Raw genomic sequence first — 12306 nt, forward strand, 5'->3', positions numbered from 1 at the left:
CGGGAAGAAGGAAGTTGAGGCTCGCCGTGGCCCCCCGATCCGGCAAGACGGCATGACATTTGTTTTTATGCCCCGTGCGGGTGCTGGTATTTTGTCGTGAGGATATGATAATGCCGTTTCAACGTATTCTGAAAACGCTGGTCGAGGAGACCCCCCGGGCAGTGGGAGCCATTCTTGTGGATTGGGAGGGTGAGGCGGTACAGGAGTGGTGTCTCTGCGATCCTTATGAGATGCGCTTCATCGGCGCCCACAAGGGGATTATCCTGGCCCGGTTGAAGGAGATGCAGGGGAGTGAGCAGGTGGGGGCCATTGAGGATGTGGTGGTGACCGCCAGCGAGCGCCACCTGATCATCGGCTGCATCGACGACGATTATTCCCTGGTGATGGATGTCGACCGCGCCTGCCCGGTGGCCTTGGCGTTGCATCATTTTCGTGCTGCCGTGACGCGGCTCAAGAAGGAGATCTGATGGAGCAGCAGGAAAAGAAGGGTTTTTTCCGGGGGTTGGTGGATAAAATCGCCGGGGCCGGGCAACCGCAGACGAATGATATCGAACCGTCACCGACGGCCGGGGAGCCGCCGGCAACTCCGTCGGCCGGGGCGGAAGAACGCCCGGATAGCGGGCCCGGTTTTTTCTCGCGCCTCAAAAACGGCCTGAAAAAGACCAAGGATGGGCTGGTGGGACGCATCGACGCCCTGGTGCTGGGAAAAAAGGAGATCGATGCCGACACCCTGGAGGAGTTGGAAGAGATTCTGATCACCTCGGACATCGGCGTCAAGACCACGGTGGAGTTGATCCGCTCCCTGGAGCAACGCCTGGGACGCAACGAACTCAAGGACGGCGCGGCGCTGCGTGCGGCTCTCAAGGCTGATATCCTGGCGCGTCTGAACGCCCACCATAGCGTGCTCGACACCGATACCCGACACCCCTTTGTGCTGCTGGTCATCGGCGTGAACGGGGTCGGCAAGACCACCACCATCGGCAAACTGGCCTCCCGTTTCACCGGCAACGGGAAACGGGTGCTCCTCGCTGCCGCCGATACCTTCCGCGCCGCGGCTGCCGAGCAGCTCGAGGCCTGGGGGGAACGTTCCGGCGTGGATGTCGTCCGCCACAAGGAGGGGGCCGACCCGTCCGCGGTGGTCTTCGACGCCTGCAAGGCTGCCGTGGCCCGGCAGGTGGATATCCTGATCGTCGATACGGCCGGCCGGCTGCATACCAAGGTCAACCTGATGGAGGAGATGAAGAAGATCCACCGTGTCATCGGCCGCGAGATCCCCGGCGCCCCCCATGAGACGCTCTTGGTGCTGGATGCAGCCACGGGCCAGAACGCCGTCTCCCAGGCACGGCTTTTCAAGGAGGCGGCCGGGGTCACCGGTATCGCCCTGACCAAGCTGGACGGCACCGCCAAGGGAGGGATCGTGGTGGCGGTCAGCCATGAATTCGGTCTGCCGGTCCGCTATATCGGTGTTGGGGAGGCGATTGACGACCTGCGCGACTTTAATCCGCAGGAGTTCACGGATGCCCTCTTCCAGGCCTGACAAACCCGCCGCCAAACAACGCCGAAGGGCCGGAGAAGCCCGAGATTTCACGCAATTAGGGCTTGACTTCACTGCACCCCCTGGGTATAGTGATCTGTCGCGAAAGGGAGCTTGCACCATGGATCAGGAACTGTTTACAGCGCTGGAAAAGAAGGTCGATGACCTGCTTGACAAGTATTCAAGCCTGAAAGCCGACAATGCCCGGCTGGCTGAGGAAAACGGGCGCCTCCTGTCGGAGCGCGAAGGCCTCAAGTCGCGTGTCGATGCCATTCTTGGCAAGCTCGAAGGGATTTGAATTGCCGGGAAGGCGGCTGCGCCGATACCGGACCGTCTCTGCCGACAGGTGCGGCAGGTGTGCCGGGATACCGGTAAACGCGACAGGTGCCGGTGAGCCCCTATGAAGACGACCCATCTGGTGACGGTGCTTGGCCGGGAGCTTTCGGTCAGGAGTTCGGCTCCCGCCGAAAAGGTCCAGGCGGTGGAATCGTTTGTCAATGCCAGGCTGCACGAAATCGGCAGTGCCCTCAAGAACGGCGATGCCCAGTTGGTGCTCATGCTGGCGCTGCTCAACATCAGTGAAGAGTTGCTGGAACTGCGCAGTTCCACAGAGCTGGGCGGCCCGATCGATGCCTCGCTGCACCGGTTGCTAGAAAAGTTGGAAAAAGCGTGATGAGCTCGGAACATCCGGCTGCACGTACAAGGTCTCGTAAGGGAGACTTGATCATATATTCGCACCAGCATCACAATCAGTTCCGGTAGGTGCGGCGACGCCGGTCCCCGCCTGCTGATAACCTGACACCCGCAGAATATATTCAACGACGAAAGGAAGGAATCGCTCCCGAGGAAAAAACAGCGCCCAACCAAATTCTGCGGCACTCACGAGCCATTCCCCCTTTCACCCTCCCTGATCGACCTTCCCAGGACCCTCTTCCTCTGGGCACTCTCTACTTGTCTGTTTTTTTAACGAATTTGGTGGAATCGATAGTATGCCCAAGCGGTCATTACGGCAGCAGATGTTGGCCCAGCGTCTGGCGCTCAGCCAGGAAGCGTGGCATGCCTCCAGTCTGCTGGCCCAGCAAAACCTGCTCAGCCTCGAAGAGTACGCCGGAGCAAAGTGTATTGCCCTCTACTCCCCGGCGCGTAACGAAGCCGATACCACCGAGATCGTGGCAGCCGCCTTCAGGGCCGGGAAGCGGGTGTTGTACCCGGCCGTCTGCGGGGAACACATGGTGTTCCGTCAGGTAGAGGGGTTGGCTAGTCTCGAACAGGGGAGTTTCGGCATTCTTGAACCGTGTCCCACGGGCGTCGATCACCACGCCGATGAGCCGGACCTGATCGTGGTGCCGGGAGTGGCCTTTGACCTGAACGGGCATCGTATCGGCTACGGCAAGGGGTTTTACGACCGCTTCCTGCGACATCCGGGACGCACGGCCCACTTGGTGGGACTGTGCCATGATTTTCAGATTGTCGGTGGGGCAATCCCGGCAGAAGGGCACGATATACGAATGGAGATTATCGTCAGCGATCGGCGGGTTGTCCGCTGCGGAAGTAACCGGAGCCATCTCGGTGGTCCGGATTAAAAAACAGGCTGGTGCGACCGGAGCGGGGAGAGTGGGATACGACCCCGCGGCAACGCTTCAACGGCCTGATAGAGGAGGTTATTGATATGGAAGTGAGTATCTGGATGGTTGTCACCATCCTGGCGGTGGCCGCCGGGGCGTATTTCGCCGGCAGCAGGTTCAGCAAGAAGGATGCGGACGCCATCGTCCGTCAGGCGGATGACCTCGCGAACAAGGTCATCGAGGATGCCCGGCGCGAGGCCGAGACCATCACCAAGGAGGCCGAGCTCAAATCAAAGAACGCGGCCATCGAGGCCAAGGAAGAGTACGAACGCGAGATGCGGGAGAAGAAGCGTGAGCTCCAGAATCTCGAAAAGCGTTTGCTGCAAAAGGAAGAAAATCTGGACAAGAAGGTTGCCCTTTTTGACCAGAAAGAACTGGATATCCTGAAAAAAGAGCAGGTTCATTCCGCCAAGGAGCAGGCCCTTGCCGAGCGCGAAGACGAACTGAAAAAGGCGGTCGGCGCCCAGATGGCCAAACTCGAGCAGATTTCGGGCATGACGGCCGGCGAGGCCAAAAAGGAACTGATGAACGCCATGGAGAGCGAAGCCAAACACGATGCGGCCAAGCTCATCAAGGTTATCGAAGAGGAAGCCCGGGAGACTGCCGACAAGAAGGCCAAGGAGATCATGGCTCTGGCCATTCAGCGGTATGCCGGCGAATACGTGGCGGAGCGGACGGTATCGGTGGTGCCGCTCCCCTCCGATGAGATGAAGGGCCGTATCATCGGGCGCGAGGGGCGCAACATCCGTGCCCTGGAGGCGGCTACCGGCATCGATCTGATTATCGACGACACCCCCGAAGCGGTCATCCTGTCCGGTTTCAACCCGGTTCGTCGCGAGGTGGCCCGTCTCTCCCTGGAGAAGCTGATCGGCGACGGCCGCATCCATCCCGGCCGTATCGAAGAGGTGGTGGCCAAGTCCACCGAAGAGGTCGATCTCTCCATCAAGGAAGCGGGCGAGCAGGCGGCCTTCGACCTGGGGGTCCACGGCATCCATCCCGAGGTGCTCAAGCTGATAGGGCGTCTCAAATACCGCACCTCCTACACCCAAAACGTCTACCAGCATTCGCTGGAGGTGGCGTTCCTGTGCGGCATCATGGCGGCCGAACTGGGGATCAACGTCAAACAGGCCAAGCGCGCCGGCCTGTTGCACGACCTGGGCAAGGCGGTTGACCACGAGGTGGAAGGGTCACACGCCGTGATCGGGGCCGAGTTGGCCAGGAAGTACGGTGAATCCCCGAAGATCGTGCATGCCATCATGGCCCACCACGAGGACGAAAAACCCTCCACCGTGCTGGCGGTGCTGGTCCAGGCGGCCGACGCCCTCTCCGGCGCACGCCCCGGGGCCCGGCGCGAGATGATGGAAACCTATGTCAAGCGTCTGGAAGACCTGGAGCGCATTGCCACCTCCTTCAGCGGCGTAAGCTCCTCCTTCGCCATTCAGGCTGGCCGGGAGATTCGCGTGATGGTGTCCAGCGAACAGGTCAGCGACGAACAATCGCTGATCATGGCCCGGGACATTGCCAAGAAGATCGAGGCCGAGATGACCTATCCGGGGCAGATCAAGGTGAACGTGATCCGCGAGACGCGAGCCGTCGAGTTCGCCCGCTGATCCGCTGGCGCCAGCCCCCTCATATCCCCGCATCCCCCCCTCCCCATGGGAGGGGGGCGTAGAGAAAGCACTCAATGAGCATCAAAATCCTCTTCATCGGCGACATCATCGGCAAGCCGGGGCGTCAGGCCCTTTCCCGCGAACTGCACCGTTTGGTTGACCGGCACGCGGTGGACCTGATCATCGCCAACGGCGAAAACGCGGCCGGCGGTTTCGGCCTGACCACCGAAACGGCCAAGGAGCTGTTCGACACGGGTGTACACTGTCTGACCAGCGGCAACCATATCTGGGACAAGAGGGAACAGGTTCCGCTCGTGCTGGCCGACCGCCGCATTCTCCGTCCAGCCAACTATGGCACGGAGGTGCCGGGTACCGGCAGCGTCGTCGTCACCACCCCGGGTGGCGTCAAGGTTGGGGTGCTCAACCTGGAGGGGCGGGTCTACATGAAGAACCTGGAATGCCCCTTCCGCGTCGCGGATCGGGAGATCGAACTGCTGAGGAAGGAAACGCCGCTCATCTTCGTTGATTTCCATGCCGAGGCAACGTCCGAGAAGTCGGCCCTGGGGTGGTATCTCGACGGCCGGGTCAGCGCCGTTGTCGGCACCCACACCCACGTGCAGACCGCCGACGAGCGTATCCTCCCCCAGGGGACGGCCTACCTGACCGACGCCGGCATGACCGGAAGCTTTGATTCCGTGATCGGCATCGGCAAGGAAGAGGCCATCCGCAAGTTTCTCACCCAACTGCCGGTAAAATTTGAGATTCCCAAAAAGGATATCCGCCTGAATGGGGTACTGGTCGGGGTTGACCCGGAAAACGGCAAGGCGCTCAGCATTGAGCGCATTACCATGGGTTGTTGAGTGCTTTGATGATTTTGGCTTGACTTGATCCCGTGAACGGGCTAGTTTTTAGGCGAACATATTTACTCGGAGGTGCTCCCCGTGGGCATTTTAGTCGGTACCGGTCTCGTTGTCAGGATTGTCCTGTTTATTCTCATCGCCTTCTCGGTCCTGTCGTGGACCATCATCATGTTCAAGTTCTTCCAGATCTACAAGGCCAACAGCGATTCGGAACGCTTCATGGACTTTTTCTGGAAATCCAAACGTTTTGACGCCATCGCCTCCCAGGTGGACCGTTTCACCGGTTCGCCGCTGACGGTGCTGTTCAACGAGGGGTACGGCGAGTTGGGCAAATTCGTCGAGGGAAGCGGCAAGGCCGACCCCAGCATCCTCAGCACCGACCTGGGAGGGATCGAAAACGTCTCCCGCGCCCTGCGCCGCGCCACCAACTCGGAGATCACCCGCCTCGAAAAATATACCACCTTCCTGGCAACCACCGGCTCCACATCGCCGTTTATCGGCCTGTTCGGGACGGTGTGGGGCATCATGACCGCTTTCGAGGGGATCGGCAAGACCGGCTCCGCTTCGCTGGCCGTCGTCGCCCCCGGCATCGCCGAGGCGCTGATCGCCACCGCCATCGGCCTGGTGGCCGCCATCCCGGCCGTCATGGCCTACAACCATTTCCAGCACAAGATTCGGGTGCTGATCAACGAGATGGACAGTTTCTCCACCGAGTTCCTCAATATCGTGCAACGAAACGTTGCAGGGAAATAACCGATGGCAATGGGCGGCGGACAAAATAGCAACAGGAATACGATGGCGGAGATTAACGTCACCCCGCTGGTCGATGTCATGCTGGTGCTCCTGGTCATCTTCATGGTGACGGCGCCGATGATGCAGCAGGGGGTGCAGGTCAACCTCCCCAAGGCCGACACCAAGGCCATGAACCCGGCGGAGGAAACGGTGGTGGTCACCGTCGATAAGAACAACAAGGTCTTTATCAACAAAGAGGAAACCCCTGCGGGGGAATTGCGCTCCAAGCTGACCGCCATGTTTGAATCGCGAACCAAGAAAGAGGTCTTTCTCAAGGCCGATGCCGGCGTTCCCTATGGCGAGGTTGTCAGGATCATGGCCGATATCAAAGGGGCCGGCATAGAACGGCTTGGCATGGTGACGGAGCCGTCTCCGAAATAAGATGATCACAACGCAGGACACACATGACGCTGGCATGGGCGTTAGCTTCAGTATCTCCGCCGTCATTCATCTGGCGGTTTTTTTGTTGCTGCTGTGGTGGGGGCAACTTTTCCCGACCACCGCAACCGTTCAGGAAACCTATTATGTCGATGTGGTCAATCTGCCGGTAGCCAACCCCCGGGCCGGCAGTCCGACCCAGAAGGGGAACGATGCCGAAGCCCCACCCCCGCCCCAAACCCACGAATCCCCGTTGAGCATGCCGTCCCCCCCGCAACCGAGCACTAAGGCGCGCACCGCACCGACCGGAAAAGCCCAAAAGGCCGAGAAAACCGAAAAGGCGGATACCTCCAGCGATGCGGCCTTTGCCGAAAAGATGGCAAAGCTTGAGAGCAAGGCCGAGTCCCAGCAACAGGAGGCCGCCCTGGAGCGGCTCCGCAAAAAAGTCAAGACGACCGGGAGCGGCAGGACCGGGATGCCGGCCGGCAGCGGCAGCGAGGCCGGCAGTGATTACACTGCCTATGTCCAGTCGCGTCTGAAGGACGCCTTCTATCAGACCATCTCCTATACCAGCAAAAATCCCGAGGTCGTTGTCCACTTATATATCGATGCCGACGGCAAGGTGACCCGCCAGAAGATCGAAAAGAGCAGCGGCGACCGGACGTTTGAACTGTCGGTGCTGCGGGCGGTGGAAAAGGCCGGCGATAAACTCGTGCCGCCCCCCAACCACAAGGTCTTTGAGGGGACGTTTGTCTTCAAACCCAAAGGCATTTCCCGCAACAAGCTGTAACGAGGTCCGCATGAAACTGCTTTTAACCCTGATGCTGCTGTTTGTCCTGCCGACCGCCCTCCATGCCCAGCCCGGTTATGTCGAGGTAACGGCGCCGGGCAATCGCCAACTCAAGCTTGCGGTCGAAATACCCCACGCGCAAAACGCCGCGTCGAGTGCGAGCGCCGCCAAGGAGATGGCCAGCGTGATCGCCTTCGACATGAACATGTCGGGTCTGGCAAATGCCGAGATCAGGGAGCCGTTGCCGCTTGCCGGCGGCCTCATGTTCGGGGCGACCGATTTCGCCCCGTGGCTGGCTGCGGGGTTCGATATGCTGGTGCGCGGCGAATACAGCATCAGCGGCGACAATCTTACGGTGGAGTTCCGCCTGTACGACGCCCTCAACAACAAGATGATGATCGCCAAGCGTTACCTGGGGAAGAACAGGGATTTGCGCCGGTTCGCCCACTCCTTCTGTGACGAGGTGCTGCTGCAGATGACCGGCGAACGCGGCCCCTTTACGACCCATATCGCCTTTATCTCGACCCAGTCCGGCAACAAAGAGGTTGCCGTCATGGATTGGGACGGGCACAACCTGCTGCCGCTGACCAGAAACGGCTCCATCAACCTTAACCCCGACTTCTCGCCCGACGGGCGGGAGATCGTTTTCACCTCATACAAACGGGGCAATCCCGACCTGTATAAGCGCGCCCTGTCGAGCACGGTCGAAATTCCCCTGTCCAAACGCAAAGGGCTCAACATCACCGGCGCCTGGTCGCCGGACGGCACGAAGATCGCTCTAGCCCTCAGCAAGGACGGCAACGCGGAAATCTACACCATCGCCAGGGACGGCAGCAACCCGGTGCGCCTGACCGTCAACCCTGCCATCGAGGTCTCGCCGGTCTGGTCGCCGGACGGCAAACGTATCGCCTTTGTCTCCGACCGGTTGGGCAAGCCGCAGATTTTCGTGATGGACGCCAATGGCGGCAATGTGCGTCGGCTGACCACCGCCGGTGGGTATAACGTCAATCCCCGCTGGTCGCCCAAGGGTGACAAGATCGCTTATGCCCGCATGCATGGCGGGGCATTCCATATCTATGTCATCAATGCCGATGGCAGCGGCGACACCCAGCTTACCACTACGGGGAGCAACGAAAATCCCGCGTGGTCGCCGGACGGGCGTTTCATTGCATTTAGCTCGAAAAGGGGCGGCCCCGATGGGATCTATGTGATGCGGGCCGACGGCAGCGGCCAGATCAGGGTCAGCCAGGGCAAGGGAAATGGGAGCCAGCCGGCCTGGTCGGTCCGCTGACAGGTTACTGAAGAACCGTTGTGTGGCCGTTCTGCGACGACGTAACCGGCCATACGCCGGGGATACGCTTCCCCAACAGGTCTGAAATTATTCCCTATTGGCAATTGCAAATCTTTTTGTCTGTTGTATAATTCGTTGACACTTTGATAGTCAGGCAGCAGATCATATTAAACCCAAGACCAAGGAGAATTGTTATGAAACGAGGAACCATGGTAGTGCTGGCAGCGCTTAGTCTAGCGGCTTTGCTGGCCAGCGGTTGCGCAAACAAGGAAGTCGTCAAGAGTGAGGAACCGGTTGTCAAGGCCGAGCAGCCAAAGGCCCCGGAAGTTGCCAGACCGGAAGTCGCACCCGCTCCGACCAAACAGGCTCAGCCAGAGCAGGCGACGCCGGCGGCCGAACCGATCAAGCCGGCTGAAGCCCCTGTTGCCGCCGCCCCGGCTGCGGAAACCGCTTTTGAAAGCGTCTATTTTGATTTCGACAAATCAGACCTGCGCCAGGATGCCCGTGACGTGCTCAGCAAAAACGCCGATATCCTGCTGAAAAACAAGCCCGGCATCAAGGTTCAGATCGCCGGCCATTGCGATGAACGCGGTTCGGCCGAATACAACCTGGCCCTGGGTGAGCGCCGTGCAAAGTCGGCTCTGCACTACCTGACCACCCTGGGGGTTGCCGCCGACCGCCTTTCCATCATCAGCTACGGCAAGGAAAAACCGGCGGTTGACGGCCACGATGAGGCCGCTTGGGCCAAGAACAGAAGGGATGAATTCGTTATCGTGCAATAAGTACGTCCCATACTTCATATGCGGCCGAGATGATATACGCCGGAATGCTGACCGCATCCCGGCGTATTCATTTTCGGGCTGCCCTGCACATCGAGACAGGAGTTTGCTGAGACGTTTCCCTTGACATTCCGAAAGATAATATATATTGTTTTTCATATATTAATCTATTTCAGGGAGCTAAGCGGTGAAACAGGCATTCATTATTCTCATGCTGATTGCGGTGATGGCGGGGCAGGCAAGCGCTGCACCCGCGGTTCAGCGCCTGACCCTGAAGGAGGCCATCGGCACAGCCCTGGAGAATAACCATCTCATCAGGGCCGCCGGCCACCATGCCGCCGCGGCGCGCCAGGGGGTTGCCATCGCGGAATCGTACTACTACCCCTCCCTCACCTTCGAGGAGGCCCTTACCGCCTCCAATGCCCCTACCCAGGCCTTCATGATGAAGCTTGACGAGGCACGCTTCACCCAGAACGACTTTCTTACCAATAATCTTAATCACCCCTCCGCCTCCCATGACTTCAGAACTGCCCTGACGGTCAATCAGCCGTTATACCGTCCCTCCATCGCTCCGGCCAGGGAGATGGCCGCCCGGGAGTCCGAGAAGCAGGACCTGGGAGTGGAGGCTGCCCGGCAGGATACCGCTTTCCTGGTTTTCAGGCGCTATCTGGAGGTGCAGAAAGCGGTTGCCCAACTCAGGGCCGCCGACCAGGCGATCGGAGATGCGCGCGAAAATCTGAGGCTGGCAGGGGTGCGCCGTGATGCGGGGGTTGGGCTGCTTTCCGACGAACTTCGCGCCAGGACGCACCTCTCCACCGTGGAGCAGCGGCTTATCAGCGCCCGCAACGACCTGGAGCTGGCAAAGCTGCATCTGGCCGATGTGGTTGGCCTCAAAAGCGGACAGGAACTGGACATCGCGGAATCGGCGCCAGCCTTTGTCCCGATCCTCACCTCCGACGACCTGGCGGCCGTAGCCCGGGAGAACAGGAAAGAACTGCAACAGTACCGTGCCGAACTGGGGAAATCCGAGGCGGCCCTCAAGCTGGCCCGCAGCGCCTACCTGCCCGAAGTGGGCGCTTTTGCTTCGTACCAGATGAATGCCAGGGATGTCCCGTTGGGGACCGACAACGACGCCTGGGCGGCCGGGGTGAGCCTCAAGTGGCAACTCTTCGACGGGTTTCGCCGCTATCGCGACCGGGACCGGGCCGTTGCCGAACGGTCGGCAACGGCCGAGCAACTTGAACAGGCAAGCAGGGATATCGCCCTCCAGGTGCAGGAAAGCCGTCTGCGGAGGGAGGAGATGGGCAAGCGGCTTGAGGTGGCCCGCAATGCCCTGCGGGATGCCGAAGAGACGGTGCGCCTGCTGACACGGCGTTTCGAAAATTCCCTTGCGACCATGGTTGAGTTGCTGGATGCCCAGAACGCCCTCAATCAGGTCCGCTCAAACCTGGCGGAAAGCGAGGCCAATTATGCCCTGGCCGGTGGGGGGGTCTATCATGCGGCCGGGACATTCCTGAAGGAGATTATGAAATGACGAGGTTTTCGTATCTGCTCGCCGTGAGCCTGTTGGCGGCGATCCTCGCCGGTTGCGGCGGGAAAGGGCCGGAGGCCGGGCATGGGGTAAGTGCGCCGGCACCGGTCGTCAAGGGCGTTCAGGTGGAAACGGTGAAGGCCGTTGCCGTGCCGGACCTCATGGAGGTGGTCGGCACCGTAAAGGCGCGCACCAGCGCCGTGGTTTCTGCCCGTATCCCCGGCACCGTCATCGTACTGAAGGTGCGGGAAGGGGACCGGGTCAGGAAGGGACAGCTTCTGGCCCGCCTTGATGCCCTGGAAACCGGGGCGACCGGAGCCGCTGCCGTGGCGGGTAGTGACGAGGCACAGCGCGCGCTGGATGAAGCTCAGGCCCGCAAGCGGCTGGCCGACGTGACGTTCGACCGCTATCAGCACCTCTATAAGGAGCAGGCCATCACCCGCCAGGAGTTCGACACCAAACAGACCGAACAGGAGGTGGCCGCCCAGGGGGTCGCCCGGGCCCAGGCCCGTTACCGGCAAGCCAGGGAAGAAGCGCGGGCCGCCTCCCGCATGGCCGATTACGCAACGATAGTTGCCCCGATCTCCGGGGTCGTCACTGTCAAGCAGGTTGACCTGGGGTCCACGGTTTTCCCGGCCCAGCCGTTGATGACCATCGACAGCGAAGGGAGTTACCAGCTTGAGCTGGCCTTGCCGGAATCGTTGGCAACCAGGGCCAAGGTCCAGACGCCGGTTCAGGTTACGCTGGATGCCCTGAAGGTAACCCTCAGCGCCAGGATTGCCGAGATCGTCCCTTCATCAGATCCCCAGAGCCGCACGTTCATCGCTAAGGTGCCCCTGGACCAGAAAGGGGTGACATCGGGTATGTTCGGGCGCGCCTCCATCAGCCTGGGAATCACTGTCAACGGCATCCTGCTGCCGGAGCATGCTGTCGTGGAGCGCGGGGCGCTGACCTCGGTCTGGGTGGTGGATCAGACTAATATTGCCCGCATGCGGCTGGTGAAGGCCGGTAAGAGCGTTGGCGGCAAGGTGGAGATCCTCTCCGGCCTTTCCGCTGGCGAGCGGGTGGTGGTTTCGGGCGCGGAGAAGGTCCGCGAAGGCGCGAAGGTGGAATAGA

14 protein-coding genes are annotated in these 12306 nt (G+C 60.6%); all 14 read left to right on the top strand.

Annotated features, from left to right (window positions below; all coding sequences use genetic code 11):
* Positions 1-110 precede the first annotated feature (110 nt).
* Positions 111-467: a roadblock/LC7 domain-containing protein gene (locus F6V25_RS01055; RefSeq protein ID WP_149307547.1), complete on the top strand. Its 357-nt coding sequence runs from the start codon at positions 111-113 to the stop codon at positions 465-467.
* Entirely contained in the window at positions 467-1537 is a 1071-nt protein-coding gene (gene ftsY, locus F6V25_RS01060) for a signal recognition particle-docking protein FtsY (RefSeq protein WP_151126396.1), read from the top strand. Before F6V25_RS01055 ends, ftsY begins: the two co-directional genes overlap by 1 nt.
* 118 nt (positions 1538-1655) lie before the next feature.
* Positions 1656-1832, top strand: coding sequence for a cell division protein ZapB (gene zapB / locus F6V25_RS01065; protein WP_149307545.1), 177 nt, complete (start codon positions 1656-1658; stop codon positions 1830-1832).
* Positions 1833-1934: 102 nt separating this feature from the next.
* Entirely contained in the window at positions 1935-2207 is a 273-nt protein-coding gene (locus tag F6V25_RS01070; RefSeq protein WP_151126399.1) for a cell division protein ZapA, read from the top strand.
* Between the two features lie 316 nt (positions 2208-2523).
* Positions 2524-3117 carry a 5-formyltetrahydrofolate cyclo-ligase gene (locus F6V25_RS01075; RefSeq protein ID WP_151126401.1) on the top strand — a complete coding sequence of 198 codons (594 nt, stop codon included), beginning with the start codon at positions 2524-2526 and terminating at the stop codon, positions 3115-3117.
* A gap of 104 nt (positions 3118-3221) precedes the next feature.
* Complete coding sequence (gene rny, locus F6V25_RS01080; RefSeq protein ID WP_476703886.1) at positions 3222-4769, top strand: ribonuclease Y; 1548 nt, start codon at positions 3222-3224, stop codon at positions 4767-4769.
* Positions 4770-4843: 74 nt separating this feature from the next.
* A complete protein-coding gene (locus F6V25_RS01085; RefSeq protein ID WP_149307541.1) occupies positions 4844-5629 on the top strand; it encodes a TIGR00282 family metallophosphoesterase in 786 nt (261 codons plus the stop codon).
* A gap of 81 nt (positions 5630-5710) precedes the next feature.
* On the top strand, positions 5711-6382 hold the full coding sequence (tolQ, locus tag F6V25_RS01090; RefSeq protein WP_151126404.1) for a protein TolQ: 672 nt from the start codon (positions 5711-5713) through the stop codon (positions 6380-6382).
* A gap of 3 nt (positions 6383-6385) precedes the next feature.
* A complete protein-coding gene (gene tolR / locus F6V25_RS01095; RefSeq protein WP_151126406.1) occupies positions 6386-6802 on the top strand; it encodes a protein TolR in 417 nt (138 codons plus the stop codon).
* Positions 6803-6836: 34 nt separating this feature from the next.
* Positions 6837-7589 carry a cell envelope integrity protein TolA gene (gene tolA, locus F6V25_RS01100; RefSeq protein WP_191966039.1) on the top strand — a complete coding sequence of 251 codons (753 nt, stop codon included), beginning with the start codon at positions 6837-6839 and terminating at the stop codon, positions 7587-7589.
* 10 nt (positions 7590-7599) lie between these two features.
* A complete protein-coding gene (tolB, locus tag F6V25_RS01105; RefSeq protein ID WP_151126410.1) occupies positions 7600-8880 on the top strand; it encodes a Tol-Pal system beta propeller repeat protein TolB in 1281 nt (426 codons plus the stop codon).
* 194 nt (positions 8881-9074) lie between these two features.
* Positions 9075-9662 (top strand): peptidoglycan-associated lipoprotein Pal, encoded by a 588-nt coding sequence (gene pal, locus F6V25_RS01110; protein ID WP_151126412.1) that lies wholly within the window; start codon positions 9075-9077, stop codon positions 9660-9662.
* A 184-nt stretch (positions 9663-9846) separates the two neighbouring features.
* Positions 9847-11193 carry a TolC family protein gene (locus F6V25_RS01115; protein ID WP_246166924.1) on the top strand — a complete coding sequence of 449 codons (1347 nt, stop codon included), beginning with the start codon at positions 9847-9849 and terminating at the stop codon, positions 11191-11193.
* Positions 11190-12305, top strand: a complete 1116-nt coding sequence (locus F6V25_RS01120; RefSeq protein WP_151126414.1) for an efflux RND transporter periplasmic adaptor subunit — start codon at positions 11190-11192, stop codon at positions 12303-12305. The genes F6V25_RS01115 and F6V25_RS01120 overlap by 4 nt, the downstream gene beginning before the upstream one ends.
* The last annotated feature ends 1 nt before the right edge of the window (position 12306 follow it).

Origin of the sequence: Oryzomonas japonica (genome assembly GCF_008802365.1) — a bacterium.
In the GTDB taxonomy this organism is placed as follows: domain Bacteria; phylum Desulfobacterota; class Desulfuromonadia; order Geobacterales; family Pseudopelobacteraceae; genus Oryzomonas; species Oryzomonas japonica.

Bases quoted from the DNA above. Each gene is read 5' to 3' on its own strand.
- F6V25_RS01055 (WP_149307547.1), top strand. From the start codon at position 111: ATGCCGTTTCAACGTATTCTGAAAACGCTGGTCGAGGAGACCCCCCGG.
- ftsY (WP_151126396.1), top strand. From the start codon at position 467: ATGGAGCAGCAGGAAAAGAAGGGTTTTTTCCGGGGGTTGGTGGATAAA.
- zapB (WP_149307545.1), top strand. From the start codon at position 1,656: ATGGATCAGGAACTGTTTACAGCGCTGGAAAAGAAGGTCGATGACCTG.
- F6V25_RS01070 (WP_151126399.1), top strand. From the start codon at position 1,935: ATGAAGACGACCCATCTGGTGACGGTGCTTGGCCGGGAGCTTTCGGTC.
- F6V25_RS01075 (WP_151126401.1), top strand. From the start codon at position 2,524: ATGCCCAAGCGGTCATTACGGCAGCAGATGTTGGCCCAGCGTCTGGCG.
- rny (WP_476703886.1), top strand. From the start codon at position 3,222: ATGGTTGTCACCATCCTGGCGGTGGCCGCCGGGGCGTATTTCGCCGGC.
- F6V25_RS01085 (WP_149307541.1), top strand. From the start codon at position 4,844: ATGAGCATCAAAATCCTCTTCATCGGCGACATCATCGGCAAGCCGGGG.
- tolR (WP_151126406.1), top strand. From the start codon at position 6,386: ATGGCAATGGGCGGCGGACAAAATAGCAACAGGAATACGATGGCGGAG.
- tolA (WP_191966039.1), top strand. From the start codon at position 6,837: ATGGGCGTTAGCTTCAGTATCTCCGCCGTCATTCATCTGGCGGTTTTT.
- tolB (WP_151126410.1), top strand. From the start codon at position 7,600: ATGAAACTGCTTTTAACCCTGATGCTGCTGTTTGTCCTGCCGACCGCC.
- pal (WP_151126412.1), top strand. From the start codon at position 9,075: ATGAAACGAGGAACCATGGTAGTGCTGGCAGCGCTTAGTCTAGCGGCT.
- F6V25_RS01120 (WP_151126414.1), top strand. From the start codon at position 11,190: ATGACGAGGTTTTCGTATCTGCTCGCCGTGAGCCTGTTGGCGGCGATC.